The organism is Oryzomonas rubra (genome assembly GCF_008369015.1).
Lineage (GTDB): Bacteria > Desulfobacterota > Desulfuromonadia > Geobacterales > Pseudopelobacteraceae > Oryzomonas > Oryzomonas japonica.
Window position 1 is genome coordinate 502,452 of sequence record NZ_SRSD01000001.1, and the last position, 26,179, is coordinate 528,630.

Consider the following 26,179-nt stretch of genomic DNA (forward strand, 5'->3'; position numbering starts at 1 on the left):
ACACCAACTCTGTGGGATACCCCCAACGACACTGCAAAAGACCAACCGATGCCGGCGAACGCGCCATTGGCGGAGCGCATGCGCCCCCGCAGCGTGGCCGAATTTACCGGACAGGAGCACCTGCTGGGCGACGGGCGCATCCTGCGACGGATGATCGAGACCGACAACCTCTCCTCGCTGATCTTCTGGGGCCCGCCCGGGTGCGGCAAGACCACCCTGGCCCACGTCATAGCAAAGGAAACCAAGTCCCACTTCATCTTCTTCTCAGCCATCCTCTCGGGAGTCAAGGAGATCCGCGAGATCTTCCGCGAAGCGGAGGGGTATGCCGCCCGCGGCGCCCGCACCATCCTGTTCGTGGATGAGATCCACCGCTTCAACAAATCCCAGCAGGACGCCTTTCTCCCCTACGTGGAGAAGGGGGTCGTCACCATTATCGGCGCCACCACCGAAAATCCCTCCTTCGAGGTGATCGCACCGCTCCTCTCCCGCTGTCGCGTACTGACCCTGAACCAGCTGGACGCGGCCACGGTCGGGACGATCCTGCGCCAGGCGTTGAACGATGGGGAACGGGGCCTCGGCAACCTCGGACTGACGGCCGACGATGACGCGCTCGTCTTCCTGGCCGATCAGTGCGGCGGCGATGCCCGTATAGCCTTGAACACCCTCGAGGTGGCAGCGGGGATTACGACAGATGGCGTCATAACCATCGAGACCGTGCAGGAGGCCCTGCAAAAAAAAGCACTGTTGTACGACAAGGGGGGCGAGGAGCATTACAACGTCATCTCCGCCTTCATCAAGTCCCTGCGCGGCAGCGATCCCGATGCGGCCCTCTACTGGATGGCCCGCATGCTGGAGGCGGGGGAAGACCCGCTCTTCATCCTGCGGCGCATGATCATCATGGCCTCCGAGGACATCGGCAACGCCGACCCCCGTGCCCTGCAAGTGGCGGTATCGGCCCTCCAGGCCTTCCAGTTCGTGGGGATGCCCGAGGGACGCATCACCCTGGGACAGGCGGTCGTCTACCTGGCCACGGCCCCCAAGTCGAACGCCTCCTACGCCGGCATCAACGCCGCCCTGTCCGAGGTCAGGAAGAGCGGCGCCCTCCCCGTTCCCCTACACATCCGCAACGCCCCCACCAAGCTGATGAAAGAGTTGGGCTACCACAAAGGATACCAGTACGACCATGACTACGAGGAGGGGTACGCCGGGCAGGAATGCCTGCCGGAGAAACTGGCGGGGCGGAAGTTTTACGAGCCCAAGGGGCACGGCTACGAGAAGAATATCCTGGAGCGCATGGAGTGGCTGCGCGCCAGAAAGAAAAAACCATGACTGGAATGTATTTCCCTCGTGCCGGGTGAGTTGGGACAATAAACGGGAAAAATCAGCTCACCACAAAGGCACAAAGGACACAAAGACAAACAAACAATCATTTTAGATAGTTATACAACTTCTTCATAATCGACTGGATTCACCGTTTGGTGAATGGCCTTTGGGCAGTTAACTTTGTGCTCTTTGTGCCTTTGTGGTGAATATACTGTCGTCTTTCAGATAAAGGAGATCACATGAAGCGACTCGCCATTTTGACCAGCGGCGGCGACTGTTCCGGCATGAACGCCGTGATCCGCGCCGCGGCTCGCACCGCCATCGCCAATGACGTGGAAATGATCGGCTACCGCAAAGGATTTGCCGGCCTCTTGAAGAACGACTACCTGGAGCTTACGAGCAGGGCGGTTTCGGGGGTGCTCCAACGGGGGGGGACCTTCCTGCAGTCGGCCCGGTCCCAGGAATTCCGCACCGAGGAGGGACGCCGCAAGGCGCTGGACAACCTGCTGCAGGAAAAGGTCGACGGTTTGATCGTGATCGGCGGCGACGGGTCCCTCAACGGTGCCCGAGCCCTCGACCTGCTGGGTTTCCCGGTGATCGGCATCCCGGCCAGCATCGACAACGACATCCCGTACACCGACATGGCGCTGGGGGTGGATACGGCGTTGAACAACATCATCTACGCGGTGGACTGCATCAAGGACACCGCCAGTTCCCACGACCGGGCCTTTATCGTGGAGGTAATGGGGCGCAACTCCGGCTATCTGGCCTCGACCTCGGCCATCGCCACGGGCGCGGAATTCGCCATCGTGCCGGAGGTGGAGTTCGACCTGACGGAGATGTGCCACCAGCTGCGGCGGCGCTACGAGGAAGGGCGCACCAATGCCCTGATCATCATGGCCGAGGGTGCCGGGCACGCCCAGGAGGTCGCCGACAGCATCAAGGACTGCGCCGGCTTCGAGACCAGGGTGACCGTGTTGGGGCACTACCAGCGGGGCGGCGCGCCTACGGTCTTCGACCGTCTGCTGGGAAGCCGCTTCGGCTTGACAGCGGTGGAGCTGTTGCTCTCCGGGACAAAAGGGGTTATGCTCGGCCTGTCCACCACCACCCTGACCACCACGCCGTTGGAGATGGTCGTCAAGGGGGGCCAGAAAAAACTGAACAACGAACTGGTGCACATGGCCGACATCCTGGGGATCTGAGATGGCACGCAAACGCAGGTTCTACAACGGGCAGTCCCGCAAGGCCGGCCTTCCTCCCGGCACCCTGGTCCACATCGGCACGGCTCGCAGCGGCGGCGCCGCCATCGACGTAACCGTCTATTCGCCGGACAATGTCAAAGAATTCCGCCCCGATGGGTTCGATCAATGCATCCAACCATCCCCCGGACCGGCCGTCACCTGGGTCAATCTGGAGGGGCTCCAGGACGTGGAGTTGATCCGGCGTTTCGGCGAATGCTATCATCTGCACCCGCTCGTGCTGGAAGATATCGTCAATACGACCCAGCGCCCCAAGATCGAGGATTACGGCGACTACCTCTTCATCGTCGCCCGCATGATCAGCTTCACGCCGGAACAGGGCATAGAAACCGAACAGGTCAGCATGATCGTCGGGCCGAACTACCTGCTGTCGTTCCAGGCAGGGACCGCCGGGGACGCCTTCGAACCGGTGCGGGAGCGGATCCGCAGCGGCCGGGGCCGCATCAGGACCATGGGAGCCGACTATCTGGCCTACGGCCTGATCGACGCCATTGTCGACAACTACTTTACCGTACTGGAGGGGATGGGGGAACTCATGGAGGATCTTGAGGAAGAGTTGGCCCAGGGGCCGACCCAGGAGATCCTCAAAAGGATCATCGCCCTCAAGCGAGAGATCATCTTCATGCGCAAAGGGGTCTGGCCGCTGCGCGAGGTCACCGCAGCCCTGGAACGGGGCGAATCGCCCCTGATCAGCGACACGTCGCGGATCTTCTTCCGCGACACCTACGATCACACCATCCAGGTCATCGACGGCGTGGAGACCTTCCGCGACCTGCTTTCCGGCATGCTGGACCTGTACCTGTCCAGCATGAGCAACCGCACGAACGAGATCATGAAGTTTCTGACCGTTGTCGGCACCATCTTTCTGCCGCTGACCTTCATCGTCGGCGTGTACGGCATGAACTTCAAGTATATACCCGAGTTGGAATGGCGTTACGGCTATTTCATCATCTGGGGAGCGATGCTGGCCATCGCCGCGGCAATGGCTCTCTATTTCAAAAGAAAACGGTGGTTATGAAAAACTGCCGGAGGAAACCATGACACGACTCGTCCTAAAATGGGTATTGAACGCCTTTGCTCTCTTTCTGGTTATGAAACTGATTCCGGGGATTCAGATCGACCGATTCCAGGATCTGTTGGTGGGAGCGCTGGTGATCGGCTTATTGAACGCTTTCCTGCGGCCGGTCATTGTCCTGCTGACCCTCCCGGTAACCGTGCTGACCCTGGGACTCTTTACCCTGGTAATCAATGGGCTGATGTTTTATCTGGCCGCGACACTGGTCCACGGCTTCAGGGTCTCAGGCTTTACCACCGCCTTCGTGGCAGCACTGTTGTTCAGCCTGTTCAGCTTTGTCTTCAACATGCTCGTCCGCAAGGACACCTGACATACCGGCAGCGTCAAGCCGTTCTTCTGTAACCCGGGCAATGCATTGTCCTACAGCGGCAAAGAGATCCTGGTAACGGACCGGCTTGAAGAGATAGTGGCTGATCGTTACGCCTGAAACGCCGGAGTCTTCCGAGACCGACCTTTCGGTATCGGCAGTAATTACGATATGCTTCGTAGCGGGTTTGACGGAAGGGATTTGATCCGCCATCCGGACGCCTCCAGCCCACGGCATGGTGATATCCGTGATAACGATATCCGGCGGACATGCCCCCATGAGATTCAGCCCCGCCTCGCTATTGGCAGCCGAATTAACGACGACACAGGGAAATTTCTTCGGGATTATGGCCGCCAGGATGCCGCGGGATATATCGTCGTCCCCGATTATCAGCAGTGAGATCGCCGGGGTGTGGTTACAGGCCAGCTCCATGTCACATTTCTCCCCTTGGACACTACGGGCACTAAAAAACCCGCGTTCAACGGGTAAATATCTAGCAACAACCGTACCTACCAGGCTTGAATTGACCGGCCGACCGGCAAATCACATCATTTTTCTCAAAAAACTACCCGTACACCGAAAAGCCACCAAGGGGGGAACCTGGCGGCTGCAAGAGCGCCTGTTTTTCCTCACTGCTCACCGGCTGCGAGGCCTTCATTCTTTGGGGGGAGTCCTTCAGGGAGGTGGAGAAGGTAACACTATCGTCAGGCAGGGTACGTGGTCGGCTGGCGGCAGCAGCATGCTTGACCGCAGCCGTTTCATTCGTGGCCGGGCGCTCTGCGAGTTGACGGGATACCAGCTGCGACGTTGGTTGTGCGACTACACCTGCCGATAATTTCATTTTGCTGCCCTTTTAATTAATTTTTGCTATATTACACCCGGCTGCAGCGCAATACAAGCAGACTAATTTAGCAGGATTACTTCCCCGGCGTTTTTTGGTATAGTAGCAACTCATGGAGCCAACTCACTGGTGTTAAAGGAAAAGATCAAGCACCAGTCGCTGCGAGACGCCATGCAACAGATCGTACCCGACATCATTGCCCTGATCGAGAGAAAATGACCGATATCTCCGCCATGCTCCCCCAACGGATCGCCCGCACCATCCGCGAGCAGAGGCTTTTTGAGCCGGGCGACACCATCATCGTAGCCCTCTCGGGGGGGGCCGATTCCACAGCCCTGCTTGACCTGCTTTCCCGTCTGCCGGGGCTTTCGCCACGGCTCGTGGCGGCCCACCTGAACCATTGCCTGCGCGGCTCGGAATCGGACCGGGATGAGGAATTCGTCCGTTCCCTTGCCGCCCGGTACCGCATCCCCCTGGAATGCCGCCGGGTGGATGTGAAAGAATATTCCCAAAGGGAACAACTCAACCTCGAAGATGCGGGCCGACGGGCGCGCATCGCCTTTCTCGACGAACTTCGCCACTCATGGCAGGCAACAGCGGTCGCGCTGGCGCACCACGCCGACGACCAGGCCGAGACCGTTTTGATGCGCCTCCTGCGGGGAGCGGGTCCGGGCGGGCTGGCCGGCATGTCCTACCGGAACGGTCGAGGCTTCATCCGTCCCCTGCTGGGGCTCAGCCGGGCCGAACTCGTGGCCTACCTGACGGAGCGAGGCCTCACGTGGCGCGAAGACGCCAGCAACCGGGACACAACATTTCTGCGCAATCGCATCCGCCACGAACTGCTCCCGATGCTGGAAGGGTACAACCCGGCCATCCGGGAACGTCTGGCCGCAACCGCCGCCGTGCTGTCGGATGAACATGCACTCCTTAATCAACTCACGAGTGCGATTGTCGACCAGACCTGTGCCGCGGATGACGATACGCTTGCCTGCCCTGTTTCAACCCTGTCGGAGCAACCGCCGGCACTGCGTCGCAGGTTTTTCCGCCTGCTGCTGGAACGCCAGGCCGGTAATCTGAACCACTTCTCGAATCGACATATCGCCGCCCTTGAGCACCTATTGGAGTCATCCCAGCCCAATGCAACCCTGAACCTGCCCCAAGGCATCACCGCCGTGCGCGAGTATGACACGCTGCTCGTACGGCGCAGAACCGTATCCGAACCGCCGTCATCGGCAACCGCAGTTGAACTGGAGATCACGGGCGCCGGACAGTACCGGCTTCCCGGCGGAGCAACCCTGACACTGACCCCTGTTGCCGCGCCGTCCGACGTCGAACCGCTCGCGGCCGGCACCGCCCTCTTCGATCCGGACCGCGTCCCCTTTCCCTGGCGCGTGCGCATGTTCCGGAACGGTGACCGAATCACACCCTTCGGCATGACCGGCAGCAAAAAGGTCAAGGAGCTTTTCATCGACGCCAAGGTCCCCCGCTCCAAGCGATGCGCCGTCCCCTTGCTCTTCTGCGGCGATACCCTGATCTGGGTCTGCGGCCTGCGCACCTCTCAGCTTGCCCGCCTCGACGGCGCCTCCACCCGTGCCATCAGGGCGGTTTTCTCGGAGCCGTGATGCCATCACCGCTTTGCAGAGACCGGCATCACGACTCTCCGGCCCGCCATTTCAGCTCTCATTGCTCATGATTACTGGAATCAAATTGAATCTGACGGTTCGTTATTGTTCACGTAATTCTCGATCTTTTGCACTTGATCCCGCTCATTTCGAAGGGTTTTCAATTCCTGAGGGGTATAGACATCCGTTCCTTTTGCGATTTCCCTGTTCAGCCGCTCAATTCTGCCCTGGAGGGAATTGGCTTGATTCGGACAATTCGCCACGTCCAACCGTGCGACCAGCAGGCATTCATCCTTCTGCATGGACCGTTCATCGTGCCCTTTCACCCCTTCTTCAGCCAAAACCGGCAGTGCGGACATAACCATTGCTGCTGCCACAAACGATAATATCGTGTATACTTTTCTCATGACGAACCTCCTGATCAGGCAAAACCGTAAATTTTCCTTACCGATTAGTGCACCAACCGTTGCCAGGATTATGATATGAATTATCCCCTATCCTTTTCGCCGGCTCTTTTATACTTTAAAATACTACAATTCACTTATTATTGTAAATGATTTTCAATATCAGTTTAAAACCATGCCCTCTTTTTTTGGGGCAATCGTCAGTGCCTGTTAAAACCATGTCGCCGGTCGTTTGAACTTGTCAATGGCCACTTGTTATGGTACTTAATTTCAATTTACACAAAAATGATTTGCACATCCAGGTACGGGGGTAACCGTGAACCAATTTTATAAAAATCTCGCACTCTGGCTCGTCATCAGCTTGATGATGATCCTGCTCTTCAACATGTTCAACAAACCGCGCCCGACGGCTGATAAGATCAATTTCAGCGATTTCATCGCCCAGGTGGACGCCGGCAAGATCACCTCCGTCACCATCCAAGGCAACGACATCACCGGCAAATTCGAGGGTAAGGACGGCAAGGAGTTCCGCACCTACAAGCCCTACTCCGACGCTGACCTGACCGAGAAACTCCTGGATAAAAAGGTCACCATCATCGCCAAGCCGGAAGAGGAAAAATTCTCCTGGTTCTCGATCTTCATCTCCTGGTTCCCGCTGCTGCTCCTGGTGGGCATCTGGATCTTTTTCATGCGCCAGATGCAGGTCGGCGGCGGCAAGGCCATGTCCTTCGGCAAGAGCCGGGCAAAACTCCTGACGGAAAGTCAGGGCAAGATCACCTTCGAGGACGTGGCCGGCATCGAAGAGGCCAAGGAGGAGTTGAACGAGATCATCGCCTTCCTGAAGGACCCCAAGAAGTTCACCAAGCTGGGGGGCAGAATCCCCAAAGGGGTGCTGCTGATGGGCCCTCCGGGCACCGGCAAGACCCTGCTGGCCCGGGCCATCGCCGGCGAGGCAGGCGTTCCCTTCTTCTCCATCTCCGGCTCGGATTTCGTAGAGATGTTCGTCGGCGTCGGCGCCAGCCGGGTGCGCGACCTGTTCCTCCAGGGCAAAAAGAGCGCCCCCTGCATCATCTTCATCGATGAGATCGATGCAGTAGGCCGCCACCGTGGAGCCGGCCTGGGCGGCGGCCACGACGAGCGCGAACAGACCCTCAACCAGTTACTGGTGGAGATGGACGGCTTTGAGTCCAACGAAGGGGTTATCCTGATTGCAGCCACCAACCGTCCCGACGTACTCGATCCTGCCCTGCTCCGTCCCGGCCGTTTCGACCGCCAGGTAGTGGTGCCCCGCCCCGACGTCAAGGGGCGCGAGATGATCCTCAAGGTACACGCTAAGAAGGTGCCACTCTCGCCCGATGTGGATCTGGCGGTCATCGCCCGTGGCACTCCCGGCTTCTCCGGGGCCGATCTGGCCAACGTGGTCAACGAGGCGGCGCTTCTGGCGGCGCGGGTGGACAAGGCCGTTGTGGAATCCATTGATTTCGACAATGCCAAGGACAAGGTGCTCATGGGCGTGGAACGGCGCAGCATGGTCATCTCGGACGAAGAGAAGAAGAGCACCGCCTATCACGAAGCCGGCCACACCCTGGTGGCCAAACTGGTTCCGGGCACCGATCCGGTCCACAAGGTGTCCATCATCCCCCGCGGCCGCGCCCTGGGCGTAACCATGCAGCTCCCCATCGAGGACAAGCACAGTTACTCGCGGGAGGCGCTCCTGGCCCGCATTGCCGTGCTGATGGGCGGCCGGGCGGCCGAGGACCTCATCTTCAATACCTTTACCACCGGCGCCGGCAACGATATCGAGCAGGCTACCGAGATGGCCCGCAAGATGGTCTGCGAATGGGGCATGAGCGACAAGATGGGGCCGCTCTCCTTCGGCAAGAAAGACGAACAGATCTTCCTGGGCCGGGAGATGTCCACCCACAAGAATTACAGCGAAGCCACCGCCGTGGAGATCGACACCGAGATCAAGCGCATCGTCGATGGCGGTTATGAACGTGCCCTGACCCTGCTCAAGGAAAATATCAAGAGTCTGCACAACCTCTCAGAATGCCTGATCGAAAAGGAAAACCTGACCGGGGCCGAGGTGGACGAGATCATTGACGCCGGTACACCGATCTATGGCCACGACGGCAAGCAGACGGCCGGAGAAGAAGCGGCGGCACTGGCACAGCAGCAGCATACCACCGATCTCAAGGCTTGATATGAGTGCCTTCACGGTCAGGCTGCTCGCCGTTACCTCCCAGGAGGAAGCCGAACGGGAACTGGCAAGGATCGGCGTCGACCCGCGCGGTATCGGCATGATGTCCTCCAAGATGTTGACCCGTTGCGTGCACCTGAGCAAGCTCCTCTGCCCCCAGGCCAACATCCTCAAGCAGGAGATGCTCGGCCTGGGGGGGGATGCGGCGGTGGCCCGCGGTACGGTGGCGTGCAGTATCGACCGAACCGACGTCATCCTGACCGGTACGGAGAAACAGCTCCGCAGGCTCTGCGAAAAACTTGCCCAACAGCCGTTTGGCCTTGTCGATCTGGCGGGCGACTTGACCGCCCTCCTGACAAACGTTTCTCCGACCCTGAAAACATGGAAAACCGCGCGGCGCGATTTACTGCTCGATCGCCCGCTCATCATGGGCATCCTCAACGCGACTCCCGATTCCTTTTCAGACGGCGGCAGCTTCATCGACCCGCACAAGGCGGTGGAACGCGCTCTGGAGATGGAGGCCGAGGGGGCCGACATCATCGATATCGGCGGGGAAAGCACCCGGCCGGGCGCTCCTGCGGTTCCGGCCGCAGAAGAGTTGCGCCGGGTCGCGCCGATCATCGAGCACCTTGCCGGGAGGCTCTCCCGCCCCATTTCGGTGGACACGTGGAAGAGCGAAGTGGCCCGGGGAGCGCTTGCCGCCGGAGCCGAGATCATCAACGACATCAGCGGCTTCGGCTTTGATCCCGCCATGGCGCCCTTGGCGGCGGAGAGTGGCGCAGGCGTGGTCTTGCAGCACACCCGCGGCACGCCCGACAGGATGCAGACCTGCACCGACTACGCGGATTTGCTGGGCGAGGTCGTTGCCGGGTTGCGCAACTCGGTGGACAGCGCCGTTGCGGCCGGGGTCGAACGGGAACGGATCGTCATCGACCCCGGTATCGGTTTTGCCAAGGATACCGCCGGCAACCTTGAACTCCTGCGGCGGCTGCGGGAGCTCACCAGTCTCGGCCTGCCGCTCTTGGTGGGGACCTCCCGCAAGACATTCATCGGCAAGACGCTGGGGCGGGAGACAGGGGAACGCATGGTCGGCACCGCCGCAACCGTTGCCCTGGCCGTTGCCAACGGGGCCTCCATTGTACGGGTGCACGACGTCCGCGAGATGCGTGACGCCGCAGACATGGCCCATGCAATTATCACTAGCTGAATGCTCCTAGCCACCCCGGTTATAGGCGGCACCAAACCCGCCGCCATCAGAGGGAAAGAATGCCTGGTTTGCTCGATAACAGCACCCTGCTCGACCTCGGCGACATCCTTATCGTGGCTGTCCTTGTCTATCATTTTTCCCTTGTTCTGAAAAAGGACGCCGCCGTCAGGCTCCTGATCTTTCTGCTGCTGTTCTTCTCCTGCTTCTACATGGCGCAACTCTCCGGCTTTTCCTCCACGACTTGGTTGCTGCGCACCATATTTTCCTCGGCACTGATCATTCTGGCCATCATCTTCCAGGGGGATATCCGCCGGGCCATCCTTTCCCTGGGGCGTCGTCCCGTTCCCGCCAACACCCAGGACGAGACGACCGAAACCATCGAGGAACTGGTCAGGGCGGTCGGTGAGATGTCGAAGAAGCGGATCGGGGCGCTGATCGTCATCGTGCGCCGCCTTCCCATCGATCACTTGGTCGAAGTGGGCACCGAGATCGACGCCAAGGTGACCAGCGAACTGCTCAACTCGATCTTCCTCCCCTATTCCCCGATCCATGACGGGGCGGTGATCATCCACAACGGAAAGCTCACCAAGGCCGGCTGCCTGCTGCCGTTGTCCAAAAACCCGGACATCGCCAAGAGCTTCGGCACGCGGCACCGGGCGGCACTGGGATTATCCGAACTCGTGGACGCCCTGGTCATGGTGGTCTCGGAAGAGACCGGCAACATCTCGCTGGTGCATGACGGCAAAATCTACTACGACCTGGAACAGGCCGAAATACGGCGCATGCTGCGAAAATCCCTGGATTTCATGCGCCTCCAGACCACGGCCCCGGCCGGAGAGGCGGCAAAACCATGACCTGGAGCCTGGCCGCCGTCAAACGCCGCTGCACGCGGAACGCAAGCCTCAAGATCCTCAGCCTCATGCTGGCGGTCTGCATTTGGAGCTTTACGTCCCTTTCCCGGGAAACCCGCTACGAACTGGTTCTGCCCGTGGAGTTGCGCAACACTCCACCCGGCTATAGCGTGGCTCCGCCACTGCCGGGTGAGCTGCATTTCACCCTGACCGGGCCGTCAATTTTGATCGACGGCGCACGGCGCTCCAATTCCAGCGTCATCCTTAACCTGCGGGGCGCCAAGCCCGGGAGGGCCATCTTTTCCCATTTGGAAACCAACCTGAAGCTGCCGGAGGGGATCAAGGTGACCCGCATCTCGCCGGCGGTGCTGGAAATAGACCTGATCAGAACACAGATGAATTCAGACCAAGGAGATCAAAAACCGTGAAAAAACTCTTCGGGACCGATGGCGTTCGCGGCGTTGCCAACATCTATCCCATGACCAGCGAGATAGCCATGCAGTTGGGCCGGGCCGCGGCATACATCTTTAAACGCGCCGGCAAGCGGCGGCACCGCATCGTCATCGGCAAGGATACCCGCCTGTCGGGCTACATGTTGGAAAATGCCCTGGTGGCGGGCATCTGCTCCATGGGGGTGGATGTACTCGTGGTCGGGCCGCTCCCCACGCCGGGTATCGCCAACATCACCTCTTCCATGCGGGCCGATGCCGGCGTGGTCATCTCGGCATCCCACAACGACTTCCAGGACAACGGCATCAAGTTCTTCTCCGCCGACGGTTTCAAACTGCCTGACGAGATCGAACTGAAGATCGAAAATCTGATCGAAACGAATCACATCGACTCCCTGCGCCCAACCGCAACCGAGGTGGGCAAGGCCTTCCGCATCGACGATGCCGCCGGCCGCTACATCGTATTCCTCAAGAACACCTTTCCCCAGGAGATGGACCTGTCGGGCCTGAAGATCGTTCTGGATTGCGCCAACGGCGCCGCCTACAAGGTGGCCCCGGCCGTCTTTGAGGAGTTGGGGGCCGAGGTGATCCCCCTGGGAGTTAAGCCGAACGGCACCAACATCAATGCCGGGTGCGGCTCGCTCCACCCGGAGGTAATCAGCAAAGCCGTCAAGGAACACCGGGCCGACATCGGCATTGCCCTGGACGGCGACGCCGACCGGGTAATCGTCTGCGACGAATTCGGCAACGAGGTGGACGGCGATCATATCATGGCGATCTGCGCCACGGACATGTTGCGCCGCAACATCCTGAAGAAGAATACCCTGGTGGCCACCGTCATGAGCAACATGGGGCTGGACATCGCCGTCAGAAAGGCGGGCGGCACGGTGATCAAAACCGCCGTGGGCGACCGCTACGTGGTTGAGGAGATGCGCAAGGGGGGGTACAACCTGGGGGGTGAGCAGTCCGGGCACATGATCTTCCTGGACCACAGCACCACCGGCGATGGTATCCTCTCGGCGCTCCAGCTTCTGGCGGTCATGCGCCGCGAGGGGAAACCGCTCTCCGAACTGGCCAAGCTGATGATCGCCCTTCCCCAGGTGTTGGTCAACACGCGGGTCGCCGAAAAGAAAGACATCATGACCATCCCCGAGATCGCCGCCAGGATTGGCGACGTGGAAAAGAAGCTGGGAAGCGAGGGGCGCGTACTGATCCGCTATTCCGGCACCGAACCGCTCCTGCGGGTCATGATCGAGGGTCAGGACAAGTACGAGATCACCACCTGGGCCAACGAGATCGCCGAGCTGGTGAAGCAGCATATCGGGGAGTAGAGAATAAAGAAAAAATCTGCCACAGAGACACAGAGACGCAGAGAACGGCAAAAACTTTAGAGCAGCCCTGAATCTTGGTTTTGTTATTTACCCAGAATGTTTTTCTTTTCTCCCGTTTTTCCTCTGTGTCTCTGTGTCTCTGTGTCTCCGTGGCAGATGTAAAGTATACTGTATTTAGATTTGCCCCTATGGCAAATTTCAGGAGGTTTTAACGTGGCAAAACTGGGATTAAACGTGGATCATATCGCAACCGTGCGCCAGGCCCGGGGCGGGTTGGAACCCGATCCGGTGACGGCGGCCGCCATGGGTGAGATGGCCGGGGCCGAGGGGATCACCATCCACCTGCGGGAGGACCGGCGGCACATTCAGGACCGGGACCTGGAGATCCTGCGCCAGACCGTGAAGACCAAGTTGAACCTGGAGATGGCCGCGACCCAGGAGATGGTGCGCATCGCCCTGAGGGTGAAGCCGGAGCAGGTTACCCTAGTGCCGGAGAAACGCCAGGAGTTGACCACCGAGGGAGGGCTGGACGTCATCCTCAATATCAAGGCCGTCACCGACGCCGTCAAACGCCTGCGGGACAACGGCATCATCGTCAGCCTGTTCATCGATCCGAATCAGGAACAAATCAAGGCCGCCAACAAAACCGGCGCCGATTACATCGAGATCCATACCGGCTCCTATGCCGAGGCCCGAGACTGGGCCCTGCAGGAGAAGGAGTTGGAAGCCGTCGATACCGCAATCAAGCTGGCCCGCAAGGTAGGCCTCGGGGTCAATGCCGGGCACGGGCTGAACTACGTCAACATCAAGGCGATTACCGCCCTGGGCGGCATCGAGGAATTCAACATCGGCCACTCCATCATCTCCCGCGCCATGCTGGTCGGCCTCGACCGGGCCGTACGCGACATGGTCGAGTTGATCAAGTACGCATGATCTCCGGCATCGGCATCGATACGGTGGAGATCGGCCGCTTCCGGCGCTTCCTGGAAGACGGCAACCAGGCGATCATCGCACGGATCTTCAGCCGGGAGGAACGGGACCGGTGCAGCGTTCGCAAGGATGCCGCTTCATGTTATGCCGCCCGGTTCGCCGCCAAGGAGGCCTTCCTGAAGGCCTTGGGCAGCGGCCTGCGCGACGGCATTTCCTGGCACGACATGGAGGTAGTCAACAACGAGTCGGGCAAACCGGATCTCCGGCTCACGGGCCAGGCGCACAAAATTTTTACGGAGAGGGGACTGGGGACGGCATTCCTCTCCCTGTCCCATGACGGCGGGCAGGCCGTTGCCGTGGTAGTGCTGGAGGCACCATGAAGGTCATAGCGGCGCAGACCATGCAGGAGTTGGACCGGCAGGCCATTCAGGAACACGGCATACCGGGGCTGGAGTTGATGGAACATGCCGGCCACGCCTGCATGGAGGCCATCTTCCACGAGTTCGGCTATAGCGGAGGCAAACGGGCCTTCATCTTTGCCGGACGTGGCAATAACGGCGGCGACGGTTACGTCATCGCGCGTTTGCTCCTGCAAAGCGGCTGGCAGGTCCGGGTCTGCATCCTGGCGGAACGGGACCGGATCTGCGGCGATGCGGCCATCAACCTTGAGCAGTTGCCGCCGGCCGCGGTTTCCTACTGCACCGTCCCGGGACAACTGGCGGGGCAGTTTCAAGAAGAGCTCAGCCAAGCCGATGTCATCGTGGATGCCCTTTTCGGGACCGGCCTGAATAGCGAAGTCGTCGGCATCCACCAGGAGGCGGTGGAGTTGATCAACGCCGCCGGGTGCCCGATCCTGGCGGTAGACATTCCTTCCGGCATCCACGGGACTTCCGGCAGGGTCTTGGGGTGCGCGGTGCGGGCGACCGTCACCGTCACCTTTGCCGCCGCAAAACTGGGGCACGTCCTGTATCCGGGTGCCGACCACACCGGCCGCCTGGTGGTAGCCGACATCGGCATCCCGGCCGAACTCGTGGAGAACGCCTCCGGTTGCGAATTCCTCACCGCCGAAAGCATCGCCCTCCTGCTGCGCCGCCGCGACCGTCAGGCCCACAAGGGACATTTCGGCCACAGCCTGATCGTCGCCGGGTCCCGCGGCAAGACCGGCGCCGCCGCGCTCTCCGCCAACAGCGCCGTGCGGGCCGGGTCCGGTCTGGTGACCCTGGCGGTCCCGGAAAGCCTCAACCCTATTCTGGAGGTAAAGACCACCGAGGCCATGACCGTCCCCTTGGCTGATTCCGGTAGCGGCTACCTGACCGACAGCGCATTTCCCGCCATCGAAGGACTGCTCCCCGGCAAGGATGCCCTGGCCATCGGCCCCGGCCTGGGCCTGCACCCCGCCACCGTTGCCCTGGTACGCGCCCTGTTGAAAACAGCCGACCTCCCCCTGGTGATCGACGCCGACGGCCTGAATGCCGTGGCCCAGGACGCGAACTGCCTGCTGGATAAGAAAAGCACTCATGTCGTGTTGACCCCCCACCCGGGAGAGATGGCCCGCCTGATGGGGGCCACCATCGCAGATGTGGAAAACGACCGCATCGCCACGGCCCGAAAGTTTGCCGCCGCCTTCGGCGTTCACCTGATCCTCAAGGGTTCCCGCACCATCATCGTCGCACCGGACGGTAGCACGGCCATCAACGGCAGCGGCAATCCGGGCATGGCCAGCGGCGGCATGGGGGACGTGCTGACCGGCATCATCGTCTCACTCTTGGGCCAAGGGTACAACTGCCATGATGCCTGCCGCCTGGGGGTCTTCATCCACGGCTACGCCGCCGATCTGGTGGCCCAGGACAAAGGGGAGATCGGCATGAACGCCGGCGACGTGCTGGAAAAGCTCCCCTACGCCTACCACAATCTACTACCGTTACCCAAGGAGAACAGCGTATGCAGACCGTAGCCGACATCATGACCAAAGACGTCGTCACCGTGAAAAAAGAGACCAACCTGCGAGAATTGTCGGGGATATTCGAGACCCGTCGCTTCGGCAGCCTGCCGGTGGTGGACGAAGCCGGCAACCTGACCGGTATCGTGACCTCCTCCGATCTGATCGAACAGGGGCGCAACCTGCATATCCCCACGGTCATCTCCATCTTCGATTGGGTGATCCCCCTGCAGGGGGAACGGACCCTAGAGCGCGAGGTGCAGAAGATGACCGCCCAGACCGTGGGGGAGATCTGCTCCGGCGACGTGGTGACGATCGCCCCCACTGACCCGGTCAGCACGGCCGCCGACATCATGAGCGACCGCAAACTGCATGCGCTGCCGGTGGTTGAGGGGCACAAGCTGGTGGGGATCGTCTCCCGCATCGACATCATCCGCAATCTGGTCCCGAAGTGATCGAAGAGACCTTCCACACCAACTCGCCCGGCGAAACCGAGGAGTTGGGACGGCAGGTGGGGGCGCTGCTGGAACAGGGCGCTTTCCTGGCGCTGCGGGGGGAACTGGGAGGGGGCAAGACCTGCTTCACCCGCGGCGTGGTCCAGGCGGCGGCCCCGGAGAGTGCCCACCTGGTGGCCAGCCCCACCTTTGCCATCATGAATCAGTACCCCGGCCGCGTACCGATCTATCACTTCGACTTCTACCGCATGGCAGGAGAGGCAGATATCGACGACCTGGGCTTCACGGAGTACCTCCAGGGCGAAGGTGTCTGTATTGTGGAATGGTCCGAACGCCTGAAAGACCTGCTCCCCGCCGATCACCTGTGTATTACGTTCCGCTATGACGGCGATGACCGGCGCAGAATCACCCTGGAAGCGAGGGGAGCATCCTCGGAGATTCTGCTGTCACGCTTGCTAAAGCGTATACAAGGCGATAAAATTTCTTTGACCTGAGAGTTGATAATCTGTTATAGAGCTTTACCTTCGGGCAGTCTGTCCCACCACCTATTTGTGAAGGAGCGATGTATGGCACTGGTAGTCCAGAAATACGGCGGCACGTCGGTTGGCACCGCCGACCGCATCAAAAACGTCGCCAAGCGGATCATCAAGACCTATGAAGCGGGTAATGACGTGATCGTCGTCGTGTCCGCCATGTCAGGAGAGACCAATAAACTGGTCGCCCTTGCCAACGAGATGAGCGAAATTCCCGACGGGCGTGAATATGACGTGGTGGTCGCCACCGGCGAGCAGGTCACCATCGGCCTCCTGGCCATGCACCTCAAGTCCCTGGGGTACAAGGCCAAGTCCTACCAGGGGTGGCAGGTGCCAATCATTACCGACAGCGTCGCCAGCAAGGCTCGCATAGAAAGCATCGACGACAAGAACATCCGTGCCGACCTCAAAGATGGCGCCATCGTGATCGTGGCCGGTTTCCAGGGGATCGACGCGGCCGGCAACGTCACCACCCTGGGGCGCGGCGGTTCCGACACCTCGGCCGTGGCCATTGCGGCGGCCCTCACGGCAGACGTCTGCGAGATATACACCGACGTGGACGGCGTCTACACCACCGATCCCAACATCTGCAAGGAAGCCCGCAAGGTTGAGAAGATCTCCTACGACGAGATGCTCGAGCTGGCCAGCCTGGGCGCCAAGGTGCTGCAGATTCGTTCGGTGGAATTCGCCAAGAAATACAATGTGGACGTTCACGTCCGTTCGAGTCTTAATGAAAACACCGGTACCATGGTTACCAGGGAGGATAAGGAAATGGAAGGTATTCTCGTATCAGGGGTGGCGTACGACAAGAATGAAGCCAAGATTGCCGTCATGGGAGTACCGGACAAGCCGGGCATCGCCGCCAAGATTCTCACGCCGCTCTCCGACGCGGCCATCTCGGTGGACATGATCGTCCAGAACGTCAGCCAAGCCGGCATGACCGACTTCACCTTCACCGTGACCAAGGCCGACCTGAAGCAGGCCCTTTTAATCACCAATGAGGTTGCCAAAGCTACCCAGGCCAAAGAGGTCCTTTCCGACGAAAACATCAGCAAGGTATCCATCGTCGGCCTCGGCATGCGCAGTCACGCCGGCGTCGCCACCCAGATGTTTGTCGCCCTTGCCGCCAACGGGATCAATATCCAGATGATTTCCACCTCGGAGATCAAAATCTCGGTCGTGGTCGACGAGAAATACACCGAACTGGCCGTACGCGTACTGCACGATACCTTTGGGCTGAAGGACTGACCTCCCTTCCCGCGTCCCAACGAAAACGCCCCGCCGGATTTCCCGGCGGGGCGTTTTCGTTGACGATCCGGCTCTTCTGCCTATTTCGACAGTTTGAACAGATCTCTGAACTGTTACCGTTACGTATGGCTCCCGACCGGGCGCCTAGTAGCCGCTGCCTCAACAGTTGGCGATTGTGTTGATTTGATAACCGTTGGCCTGAAAAGCAAGCTTGAGCGCACTGCGCTGCTCCGGCGTCATGTCTTCAAGAGTGGCCAACAGTCGTTCCTTAACCTTGTTAGACGAACATATTCCCTCATAAAGGTCCTTCTGCGTCGCCTCCGGAAGGCGAGAGTCAGTCAGAATCCGGTTTATATCGCCGGATTCGCAAAGCACTTTTTTCAGGGTCGCGCCATTACTGGTGACGTAAAAATGCTTGGCGTCCTTGTAAACCAGGAAATTGGAGCTTCCGCATCCCGCCGTAAGAGTAGTCAGAACCGCAAAGATACCAATCAGGATGTGCTTGTTCATCATGGCTACCTTCCCTTCAAGAGTTTTTGCACCTTGCCCTTGATCTGGGCCGAATTCCAATCCAGTTGCCCGATAAGTTTGTCCCGGACTATGCCGGAACGATCGATCAGTATGCTGACAGGCTGCCCGAAAAGCCCAAATGTATCGAAATAGACATTTTTTTCACTATCCAGCAGAACGGGATACTCTATCTTCAACCGGTTTGCCTGTTCACGAACAGGCTTTTCCGAAGAATCAATGGCAATGCCGAGCACAATCAGGCCCTTTGCCCTCATGTCGCGGTAAAGCGTATTCAAGCCGGGTATCTCGGCTATGCACGGGGGGCATGTGGTAGACCAAAAGTTCAAAATGACAGCGTTGCCTTTTAGCTCATCCAGGGTTACTTTGTGGCCATTCAGGTCCTTCAGGTTGAAATTGGGAGCCTTGTCATTAACCCTTGCAGCCTGCGCAGCAGTACCTGCAAATAGGCAAAAACTTACAACAAGCCCCAGGCTGAATGTTTTCAAAGGCAAGCCGATATTCATTTGCACCCCTCACAACAAATAATATAGCAAAATATAAATACACATATACTTCAATTTAACATCGAACGCCAGAAATTTATGAGCGGGGGAATCAGGAAACAGGGAGGCTGCGCCGGCGGCGGCGCAGTTCGGCAAAAAAGGTGCTCAGCAGCGATGAGCATTCCTGTTCCAGAATACGGGGGACAAGATCCACCCGGTGATTGAGGCGGGGATCGTTGGAGAGGTCGTACAGGGTGCCGGCTGCGCCCCCCTTGGGGTCGTGGCAGCCAAAGACCACGGTAGGTATGCGGGCCAGGATGATGGCCCCCATGCACATGATGCACGGTTCGAGGGTGACGTAAAGTGTCGTATCCAGGAGCCGCCAGGAGTTAAGCTTCCGCGCGGCCTTTCTGATGGCGATCAGCTCGGCATGGGCTGCGGGGTCTTGGGCTGTTTCGCGCAGATTGTGGCCGCGTGCGATGATCTTGCCATCCCGGACAATGACGCAGCCGATGGGAACTTCGTCCTTGGCCCGGGCCTTGGCCGCTTCGGCGATGGCCTTGGCCATCCAGTAGTCGTGGTCGTTCTTCAAAACGGTCTCACATCCTGTCCGGGGTTTCATATGATCGTTCACCAGGGAAACATAGCGAAAAGGAGGCGGGGTTGTCTACCTAATTCCACGAGTATGAACTGGCTGCCCCCACCCCCTCGAAAAAGCCGTTGTCTTTGAAATACTTGCAATTTATAGCTTGACCACGGGGTGTATTCATATTAGCTTTTACCGATGGACCGGATTGTCCCTGTCATGAACGGCGCGAGAATGGGGATATAAGTGAAGCAGCCGGACTCAGTTCTGGACCATTCGCTACAACAGGATAGACCGGGAGTAAGAGGCAGTTGCATTACGCATGACGTTCCCAGAATTTTCCAATCAATAAACACCAGGTGGTGCCATATGTTCATGAAATCAAGCGACAAAGTTGTTAATGAATTGCGCAAGGAACTGCGGGCGGCCATGGGAGACCACGGCAAGTTGAGCAAGCTGCACTCCCTTGTCACGGAAAAGATCAACCATGTGGAAACGTTCGGCGAAGAGAAGGAAAACCTCACCAGATTCAGGAAGGAAGTCAGGGACGCCCTTAACTGCTGTACCTCGCGGCCGGGGTTTTAGCACGCCTTGACGGCGCCACCACGCCTGTTTCAACAATCCCCCTACCCGGTTACCCTTTTCCCATCATACCGCGAACGGCTGCCGGCAGGTCGGCCGGCAGGACCACCATCTTGGCGTTGGGTGAGGCGGCCAGCTTCTGCAGCATGTTGACGTAGCGATCCCCCAGCAGGAACATGGCGGGCAGGTCACGGTCCTTGATGGCCTCACCGATATCGGTAATGGCCTTGGCCGACGCCTCGGCCAGCCTAACCTGGGCCTCTGCCTCGCGCTTGGCGGCTTCCAGTCGTCCCTCAGCCTCTCGAATGGTGGCTTCCCGCTTGCCCTCTGCCTCCAGAATGGTGGCCTGCTTGAAGCGGTCGGCGCTGGCCTGCTGCTCCATGGCCCGCTGCATGGACTCGGACGGCTTGATGTCCTGGATCTCCACCGATTGGACATAGATCCCCCAGGTCGCCACCTCCTTGGAGATGGCATCCTGAAGTCTGGCCTTGATATGTTCCCGCTCCGACAGGGCGCTGTTCAGGTCCATCTGACCGATGATGGCCCGCAGGGAGGTCATGACCAGGTTCTGGATGGCATATTCGTAGTTCTGGATTTCGTACACGGCACGGGTAGGATCGGTAACCTTGATGAAGGCGATGGCATTGGTGATGATGACCGCGTTGTCCCTGGTAATCACCTCCTGTGCGCCCACGGAGAGCACGTCCCCCTTGGTCGAGACCCGGTAGGCCACGGTATCGATGTAGGGGATGATAAAGTTGAGTCCCGGCTTGAGGGTCGAATGATATTTGCCCAGCCGCTCCACGACCCACTCCTGCCCCTGGGGAACGGTTTTGACCCCGGCGAACAGCGTTGCAGCGACCACCACCAGAAGAACGCCAAAAACAACAACTCCAGCCATCTTTCCCCCCCTAGATTTTAGTTACCTTAAGAACCTGCCCTTCAATATCCACGACGCGGACCGAATCTCCCACCTGCAGCACCTCATCGGCATAACAGCCCCACTCGTCGGCGCCCAGCACGGCAATGCGGAATCGTACCGTCCCCCGGCCGTAGCTATCCTCCGTCCCCCGGATGATGATGCCGGCCTCCCCCACAATCCCTTCCTTCGATTGGCCGGAATGGGTTCTACTGACCTTGGGCTTGAGATATTTGAACCACATCACGGTGAAACCGATGGACGACACGGTCCAGAGAAACAACTGCCCGGCCAAGGGAAATCCCGACCAGAGCACCTTCAGCAGGCCGACCACCAGGGCCCCCAGGCCGAACCAGATGATCGTGAACGACGGTACGGCCAGTTCCAGGCCGATCAGGCAAAATCCAGCGATTATCCAGTACCACCATTCGAACTGCATCATGCGACCTCTTTCGTCAATATCATCGTCAAACTCTAGGCAATCATCCCTCAAAAGTATAGCAAAAATATCACGCCAAATTGACCTTTTTCCTTTTTTGTTGCACTTTTGATATGCATATTGCAATAATAACGACCAAGGAGATTTATTATGGATATCAGCACGATTGCCGGGGCCGCACTGTCGGTAAAAGCCGGGCAGACTCAACAGACGCTGTCGATGGCCATGGTGAAACAGGCAGCCAACCAGCAGAGTCAGATGGCCGACCTCCTGGCCCAGAACGTTCAGCAGGCTCCCCAAGCGGACGGTTCCTACAACTTTTCGACCTACGCCTGACGCGTTACCCCAGGGAGGTTTTCCCGCAACGGAAGGCGAAATCCCCCCCCGATAACGTCCCCCCAAGAAAAGGGCCCTTCCCCCGCCTGGGAGCGCAAAATTTCTCGGCTCATAATCATCCGGTTTATTTGCAATCATCCGGCAGTGAAACAACCCTCAAAACAGGAATCAAAGACGGATCCAGCGACGCCATACGCTCTTTGCCTAACTGTATCAGCGCCTCCCGCACCCTGTCGGCAGCTGCGATGAAAGCGGCCACATCCACCCACTGGCAAACCGCCGGCACGCGCCTCAGGTACGCCGCCCCACCCTCCAAGAGAGTGACCGCCCCGCCGAAATTGCCGTTTCTCCAATGGTGCAGGGCCACCGACACCTGGAGAACCCCCTGGTAGAAGTAGCGCGCCTCGCCCTCCTCCCCCACCCAGAGGTCTTCAAGGGTCTCGTGGCATTCATACCAGTCACGGGTATTGAATTGCCGCACGGCCTCAAGCAATTGTCGCGACGGAGAGTCTTTACAACATCGCATAAACAGTACCTCATTCTTGGCCAGCAAAGCTTGACGCCATGCGATTCTAAACGATCCTGCACGGGATGCATTCATCCTCGTCAAACGAATAGACTGCACACAACCGATGGTAACCGTCGACAATGATTACCTTGCCATTGCGTTCGTCACGTAGCAGCAGAATGGGCGAAAGCTGTTTTCCGTCCTCGATTTTCTTCCGGTCTTTTTCCACATGATAATTGCTGACCCCCAACAGCGACAGCCCCGACGCTCTGAATATGTCCTTAGCCTTGAATTGCGTCAATTGGCAGCTTCTTAGCTTGGTTATGATCGTCTTGACCGTCGTCTCCCCATATATCAGGCTCAGGTATGATTCCGCCGCCGGATAATCCTTTTCTTCGGGTTCTGGCAACCATTTGATGCTGACGTTTTTACCCATGGCGATGCCCTCCTCTCATCTTTGCTGGTGACCGTCGTCGTGCCGACTCTAAGAAAGAAAGCGACTGCCCCACCATCTCTGCCGCCCGCTAATGATCAAGTTCCATAATATCCCGGTAGGTCACGACCCCCCTGATGATATCGTCCGGGGTTGTGACCGGCAAGGCATCAAAATGATACCGGGAGAACTTCTCTTTTGCGGCCTCAATGGTATCGGTTTCCTCAAGGCTAATGACCTGGGTAACCATGATATCCTGAAGGTGTGACTCCGGTTTTGCCATGAGCAGTTCGGGGAGGCTTACGACACCCTCGAGTTTTTCGTCGTGATCGACGACATAGATATAATCCACCACATCCGCCTCTTCGGCGAATTTGCGGAATGCGGAGATGACCAGATCGGTTGTCATGCCCGGCAGCATCCTGATGAAGTGCTTGGTGGCCAGGTTGATGATGGTTTCATCCTGGTTTTCAAGGAGCGACTCGATTTTTCCCGTCTCGGTATGCTCCATCAAGGCCAGAATATGATCGGCTTCATCCGTTGGCAGGGCCGACAGGACATCGGCCGCCTGGCCCGGCGTCATCTCGTCGATCAAATCGGCGACCCGTTCCTTGTCCATTGACGATATCAGGCTGCGCTGCACGCGCGGCTCGATCTCTTCCAGGGTGTCGGAAGCCTGTTCAGTGCCCAATTCATTGAAGATGGCCAGCCGTTGTTCCTCAGAGAGTTCTTCCAGAATATCGGCCAAGTCAACGGGATGGATTTCAGGCAGCGCCTCCTTAAGGATGTTCAGCTTCACATTGCCCTTGAAGCTCCCGATCCTCTCGGGCAATGGTTGGACATAGGCCCAGGAGATGGTCTCCTTTTTGAACACCTCGGCCAGGTGATAGACGAACTTGGCAACGTAGCGCAGCCCCAGACGTTTCAGCAGCCCATACTTGCTGAAGTCCACATCGGTGGCATAGAGCTTCCTGTTGCGCAACACCAGCTTGACATCGTAAACGATGTCGATCTCGTTGCCGTCCAGGTCAATGACCTTCTTATCCAGGATATGATCCTTGAGAAGCACCTGGGTCTCTTCCGGCTCTCCTTCGAAGGGTGTGATGTCCGGAATATCGAGAACGACCTTGTCCTGTCCCAGGGTATCAACCTTCTCGAACGGGACCAGGAGCGATTTGTGGCCGAAAGGCCGGGTGACGATGAGGTGGGTCACCTCGGGGATCTTTTCGTGTTCCCTGATGAGCAGGTCATCCAGCTTGCCGACCTTCTTGCCCCGGACCAAGACCTTTGCTCCGATCAGGTCGCTCAGAAAACAACTCGATTCCGTAGCTTTATTGATAAAGGTATTCATGGTGAACCTCGCTTCACAGGAGAGTAATGAACTTGTACAAAAGCAGCCCGACCAGCAGAACCAGGTACAGACGCAGGAACAGCAGGGAACCTTTCACCCAGCCGGACATCTCCACATTCGGCTTGGCATACTTTTTATTGATCTCCCGGATCTTGGCGAAGTTATGTGAAAAAAAATCTCTGAGCATGGTCCATTCCTCCTATTTGAACATGGTCGGGAACAGGGTGCTGATCCCGTAGAGGGTTGAGAGAATGACGATTACCACCACGATGGTGCAGGTGATGATATTCTGCCACAGGGTGTTGGTATACTCGCCCATGGTCTTCTTGTTGTTCAGGAGCAGGACCAGGAAGACCAGCGCCGCCGGCAACAGGGTCACCGCCACCACCTGCACGAAGAGGGTAATCAGCACCAGCGGCGCCTTGGGGATCAGCACGACCGCACCCGCGGTGATGAGCGTCAGGAAATAGTTGGCATAGAACCAGGGGGCCTCGCGAACCTTGTTGTTGAGCGAATGCGCCCAGCCGAACACCTCGCCAAAAGCCCAGGAGCTGGCCAGCGAGATGCAGATCGCCCCCAGCAGGCCGGCGTCGAACAGGCCGATGGCCATGAAGGTGCCGGCGTAGCTCTGGGTTTTCATCAGCATGATTGAAGCCTGGGCGGCGTCGTCGATGTCGACGCCCGGCAGGATGGTTCCCGTGACGATCACGATGAAGATCGCCACCACCACGGTCAGGATCGAGCCGACCAGGGTATCCAGCTTCCCCCAGGGGATGTCTTTTTCCTTTGTCCCCTTGTCCACTACGGCGCTCTGCTGGAAGAAGAGCATCCAGGGGGCAATGGTGGTGCCGATGTTGGCCATCAGAAAAAAGAAGAGCGTGTTGTTGAAGCCTCCCGGCGGCATATGGGGCACGAATCCGGTATGGATGACATCGTGCACCGACGGATGGATCATGAAGGCGCCGGGGATATAAATCAGGTTCACCGCGCAGAAGACGAGGGCGATCTTCTCCCAGGTCCAGTAGCGGCCGTTCAAGACCATAATCCCCATCAGGACGCAGACGCCGAGCACGGTCAGCCAGGGAGGGATGCCGAAGATTCTGAGCGACGATGTCATGCCGATGAACTCGGTGACCAAGGTCAGCCAGTTGACAATCATCAGGTCGAGGAGGGAAAACCAACCCCAGAACGCACCGAAACCGGCAAAGATGGCCTCGCCGTGGCCACGCTTGGTTACGGCCCCCAGACGGACGGTCATCTCCTGGACGTAATAGGCGACCGGCACCAGGATGACCAGGAACCAAATCAGATGATAGCCGTATTTTGCGCCGGTGGCGGCATAGGTCGTGATACCGCCGGCGTCGTTATCGGCCACCATGACGACAATCCCCGGACCGGAGATGATGAAGAAGAGCTTGATCGCCTTCCAGATACGGCGAAATTCGTAATACATATTTGACAAGGTAAACATTCCTGAATCTCCTTCCTTAGATACTACATATTCGAGCTATAGTGCCGATGTGTGCAGGTATTCCCGTATGTCAGGCTCAAGACGCACCAAGCTGAACACGGTTATACCGCAGGTGAACAAGCGCAAGCTTGCTACTGAAATGCAAGGAAGAAAGAAATCCGCAGAGGGATTTCCTGCTTTACTGTTGTCCCCGCTCCACACAAACGGAGCGGTCAAAGCAGGAAGGGAATGGGGAGGGCTTTAACGTAATTTCCGCTGAGGGAACGGGATGGGTAAGGGATATTCGCAACTATGACTGTCCAATGTGTAAAACCACCACCCTTCATCTTCGGATACCACACAACAAAAAAGGCCATGGGGGAACCATGGCCTAATCAAATAGTAGACTCTGATTCCCCACTCGTAGGTTTTCAGCAGTGCACAACGTAGGTTCAAGAACCAGCTACCTTAAGTCAAGCCTTAATCCGGCAAGACCTGGTCTACCCATTGGCGTCTTTCGACGTTTCCGGGCAGTAGCCTGTGTTTGTGCAAACGCCTCATGCTAACGAGGAACGTAAACTTTTCGCT

Annotated in this window: 31 protein-coding genes and 1 riboswitch; of the genes, 18 read left to right on the forward strand and 13 right to left on the reverse strand. The window is 58.5% G+C overall.

Going from position 1 to position 26,179, the window contains the following annotated elements:
• Positions 1–48 precede the first annotated feature (48 nt).
• The 4 genes from ET418_RS02310 to ET418_RS02325 all read left to right on the forward strand — a co-directional run bounded on the left by ET418_RS02310 (position 49) and on the right by ET418_RS02325 (position 3,967).
• Complete coding sequence (locus ET418_RS02310; RefSeq protein WP_246152923.1) at positions 49–1,329, forward strand: replication-associated recombination protein A; 1,281 nt, start codon at positions 49–51, stop codon at positions 1,327–1,329.
• 233 nt (positions 1,330–1,562) lie between these two features.
• Complete coding sequence (pfkA, locus tag ET418_RS02315) at positions 1,563–2,525, forward strand: 6-phosphofructokinase (protein ID WP_149305955.1); 963 nt, start codon at positions 1,563–1,565, stop codon at positions 2,523–2,525.
• A gap of 1 nt (position 2,526) precedes the next feature.
• A complete protein-coding gene (gene corA, locus ET418_RS02320) occupies positions 2,527–3,600 on the forward strand; it encodes a magnesium/cobalt transporter CorA (protein WP_149305956.1) in 1,074 nt (357 codons plus the stop codon).
• A gap of 19 nt (positions 3,601–3,619) precedes the next feature.
• Positions 3,620–3,967 carry a phage holin family protein gene (locus ET418_RS02325; RefSeq protein WP_149305957.1) on the forward strand — a complete coding sequence of 116 codons (348 nt, stop codon included), beginning with the start codon at positions 3,620–3,622 and terminating at the stop codon, positions 3,965–3,967.
• Here ET418_RS02325 and ET418_RS02330 read toward each other — a convergent pair.
• Both ET418_RS02330 and ET418_RS02335 read right to left on the reverse strand, forming a co-directional pair.
• Positions 3,881–4,396 (reverse strand): response regulator transcription factor, encoded by a 516-nt coding sequence (locus ET418_RS02330; protein WP_149305958.1) that lies wholly within the window; start codon positions 4,394–4,396, stop codon positions 3,881–3,883. The genes ET418_RS02325 and ET418_RS02330 overlap by 87 nt on opposite strands.
• A gap of 133 nt (positions 4,397–4,529) precedes the next feature.
• On the reverse strand, positions 4,530–4,805 hold the full coding sequence (locus ET418_RS02335; RefSeq protein WP_149305959.1) for a hypothetical protein: 276 nt from the start codon (positions 4,803–4,805) through the stop codon (positions 4,530–4,532).
• A 215-nt stretch (positions 4,806–5,020) separates the two neighbouring features.
• Between ET418_RS02335 and tilS the strand changes: the two genes are divergently transcribed.
• On the forward strand, positions 5,021–6,427 hold the full coding sequence (gene tilS, locus ET418_RS02340) for a tRNA lysidine(34) synthetase TilS (RefSeq protein WP_149305960.1): 1,407 nt from the start codon (positions 5,021–5,023) through the stop codon (positions 6,425–6,427).
• 80 nt (positions 6,428–6,507) lie between these two features.
• On the opposite strand, the gene ET418_RS02345 is transcribed toward tilS, so the two are convergent.
• On the reverse strand, positions 6,508–6,834 hold the full coding sequence (locus tag ET418_RS02345) for a hypothetical protein (RefSeq protein ID WP_149305961.1): 327 nt from the start codon (positions 6,832–6,834) through the stop codon (positions 6,508–6,510).
• A 313-nt stretch (positions 6,835–7,147) separates the two neighbouring features.
• Between ET418_RS02345 and ftsH the strand changes: the two genes are divergently transcribed.
• The 11 genes from ftsH (at position 7,148) to ET418_RS02400 (ending at position 17,974) form a co-directional block, all read left to right on the forward strand.
• A complete protein-coding gene (gene ftsH, locus ET418_RS02350; RefSeq protein ID WP_149305962.1) occupies positions 7,148–9,034 on the forward strand; it encodes an ATP-dependent zinc metalloprotease FtsH in 1,887 nt (628 codons plus the stop codon).
• A gap of 1 nt (position 9,035) precedes the next feature.
• Positions 9,036–10,238, forward strand: a complete 1,203-nt coding sequence (gene folP / locus ET418_RS02355; RefSeq protein ID WP_149305963.1) for a dihydropteroate synthase — start codon at positions 9,036–9,038, stop codon at positions 10,236–10,238.
• A 59-nt stretch (positions 10,239–10,297) separates the two neighbouring features.
• Positions 10,298–11,092: a diadenylate cyclase CdaA gene (gene cdaA, locus ET418_RS02360; RefSeq protein WP_149305964.1), complete on the forward strand. Its 795-nt coding sequence runs from the start codon at positions 10,298–10,300 to the stop codon at positions 11,090–11,092.
• Positions 11,089–11,517 (forward strand): YbbR-like domain-containing protein, encoded by a 429-nt coding sequence (locus ET418_RS02365; protein WP_149305965.1) that lies wholly within the window; start codon positions 11,089–11,091, stop codon positions 11,515–11,517. The genes cdaA and ET418_RS02365 overlap by 4 nt, the downstream gene beginning before the upstream one ends.
• Complete coding sequence (gene glmM, locus ET418_RS02370) at positions 11,514–12,869, forward strand: phosphoglucosamine mutase (protein ID WP_149305966.1); 1,356 nt, start codon at positions 11,514–11,516, stop codon at positions 12,867–12,869. The genes ET418_RS02365 and glmM overlap by 4 nt, the downstream gene beginning before the upstream one ends.
• Positions 12,870–13,082: 213 nt before the next feature.
• Positions 13,083–13,802, forward strand: a complete 720-nt coding sequence (locus ET418_RS02375) for a pyridoxine 5'-phosphate synthase (RefSeq protein WP_149305967.1) — start codon at positions 13,083–13,085, stop codon at positions 13,800–13,802.
• The gene (locus tag ET418_RS02380; RefSeq protein ID WP_149305968.1) at positions 13,799–14,179 is read left to right on the forward strand and encodes a holo-[acyl-carrier-protein] synthase; all 381 of its coding nucleotides are present in this window, start codon (positions 13,799–13,801) and stop codon (positions 14,177–14,179) included. Before ET418_RS02375 ends, ET418_RS02380 begins: the two co-directional genes overlap by 4 nt.
• On the forward strand, positions 14,176–15,753 hold the full coding sequence (locus ET418_RS02385; RefSeq protein WP_149305969.1) for an NAD(P)H-hydrate dehydratase: 1,578 nt from the start codon (positions 14,176–14,178) through the stop codon (positions 15,751–15,753). Before ET418_RS02380 ends, ET418_RS02385 begins: the two co-directional genes overlap by 4 nt.
• The gene (locus ET418_RS02390) at positions 15,741–16,193 is read left to right on the forward strand and encodes a CBS domain-containing protein (RefSeq protein ID WP_149305970.1); all 453 of its coding nucleotides are present in this window, start codon (positions 15,741–15,743) and stop codon (positions 16,191–16,193) included. Before ET418_RS02385 ends, ET418_RS02390 begins: the two co-directional genes overlap by 13 nt.
• A complete protein-coding gene (gene tsaE / locus ET418_RS02395) occupies positions 16,190–16,687 on the forward strand; it encodes a tRNA (adenosine(37)-N6)-threonylcarbamoyltransferase complex ATPase subunit type 1 TsaE (RefSeq protein ID WP_149305971.1) in 498 nt (165 codons plus the stop codon). Before ET418_RS02390 ends, tsaE begins: the two co-directional genes overlap by 4 nt.
• Before the next feature lie 72 nt (positions 16,688–16,759).
• On the forward strand, positions 16,760–17,974 hold the full coding sequence (locus ET418_RS02400) for an aspartate kinase (RefSeq protein WP_149305972.1): 1,215 nt from the start codon (positions 16,760–16,762) through the stop codon (positions 17,972–17,974).
• A 159-nt stretch (positions 17,975–18,133) separates the two neighbouring features.
• Here the strand turns inward: ET418_RS02400 and ET418_RS02405 are convergent, their stop codons facing one another.
• From ET418_RS02405 to tadA, 3 genes are all read right to left on the reverse strand, one after another.
• Positions 18,134–18,487: a hypothetical protein gene (locus ET418_RS02405; RefSeq protein WP_149305973.1), complete on the reverse strand. Its 354-nt coding sequence runs from the start codon at positions 18,485–18,487 to the stop codon at positions 18,134–18,136.
• A 2-nt stretch (positions 18,488–18,489) separates the two neighbouring features.
• A complete protein-coding gene (locus ET418_RS02410; RefSeq protein ID WP_149305974.1) occupies positions 18,490–19,008 on the reverse strand; it encodes a TlpA family protein disulfide reductase in 519 nt (172 codons plus the stop codon).
• A gap of 91 nt (positions 19,009–19,099) precedes the next feature.
• A complete protein-coding gene (gene tadA, locus ET418_RS02415) occupies positions 19,100–19,609 on the reverse strand; it encodes a tRNA adenosine(34) deaminase TadA (RefSeq protein ID WP_149305975.1) in 510 nt (169 codons plus the stop codon).
• A gap of 333 nt (positions 19,610–19,942) precedes the next feature.
• Between tadA and ET418_RS02420 the strand changes: the two genes are divergently transcribed.
• On the forward strand, positions 19,943–20,158 hold the full coding sequence (locus tag ET418_RS02420; protein WP_149305976.1) for a hypothetical protein: 216 nt from the start codon (positions 19,943–19,945) through the stop codon (positions 20,156–20,158).
• 49 nt (positions 20,159–20,207) lie between these two features.
• Here the strand turns inward: ET418_RS02420 and ET418_RS02425 are convergent, their stop codons facing one another.
• Both ET418_RS02425 and ET418_RS02430 read right to left on the reverse strand, forming a co-directional pair.
• Positions 20,208–21,056, reverse strand: a complete 849-nt coding sequence (locus ET418_RS02425) for an SPFH domain-containing protein (protein ID WP_149305977.1) — start codon at positions 21,054–21,056, stop codon at positions 20,208–20,210.
• A 10-nt stretch (positions 21,057–21,066) separates the two neighbouring features.
• Positions 21,067–21,516, reverse strand: a complete 450-nt coding sequence (locus tag ET418_RS02430; RefSeq protein ID WP_338045065.1) for an NfeD family protein — start codon at positions 21,514–21,516, stop codon at positions 21,067–21,069.
• Positions 21,517–21,663: 147 nt separating this feature from the next.
• On the opposite strand from ET418_RS02430, the gene ET418_RS02435 reads away from it, so the two are divergent.
• The gene (locus tag ET418_RS02435) at positions 21,664–21,849 is read left to right on the forward strand and encodes a hypothetical protein (protein ID WP_149305978.1); all 186 of its coding nucleotides are present in this window, start codon (positions 21,664–21,666) and stop codon (positions 21,847–21,849) included.
• 124 nt (positions 21,850–21,973) lie between these two features.
• On the opposite strand, the gene ET418_RS02440 is transcribed toward ET418_RS02435, so the two are convergent.
• The 5 genes from ET418_RS02440 to ET418_RS02455 all read right to left on the reverse strand — a co-directional run bounded on the left by ET418_RS02440 (position 21,974) and on the right by ET418_RS02455 (position 25,612).
• Entirely contained in the window at positions 21,974–22,375 is a 402-nt protein-coding gene (locus ET418_RS02440) for a DUF309 domain-containing protein (RefSeq protein ID WP_149305979.1), read from the reverse strand.
• Positions 22,376–22,421: 46 nt separating this feature from the next.
• A complete protein-coding gene (locus tag ET418_RS02445) occupies positions 22,422–22,793 on the reverse strand; it encodes a ParB N-terminal domain-containing protein (RefSeq protein WP_149305980.1) in 372 nt (123 codons plus the stop codon).
• 88 nt (positions 22,794–22,881) lie between these two features.
• Positions 22,882–24,141 (reverse strand): magnesium transporter MgtE N-terminal domain-containing protein, encoded by a 1,260-nt coding sequence (locus ET418_RS02450; protein WP_149305981.1) that lies wholly within the window; start codon positions 24,139–24,141, stop codon positions 22,882–22,884.
• 13 nt (positions 24,142–24,154) lie between these two features.
• Positions 24,155–24,328, reverse strand: coding sequence for a hypothetical protein (locus tag ET418_RS18065; protein WP_188055230.1), 174 nt, complete (start codon positions 24,326–24,328; stop codon positions 24,155–24,157).
• A 12-nt stretch (positions 24,329–24,340) separates the two neighbouring features.
• Positions 24,341–25,612: an NRAMP family divalent metal transporter gene (locus tag ET418_RS02455; protein WP_149305982.1), complete on the reverse strand. Its 1,272-nt coding sequence runs from the start codon at positions 25,610–25,612 to the stop codon at positions 24,341–24,343.
• A gap of 388 nt (positions 25,613–26,000) precedes the next feature.
• Positions 26,001–26,168: riboswitch (M-box (ykoK) riboswitch) on the reverse strand.
• Between the last annotated feature and the right edge of the window lie 11 nt (positions 26,169–26,179).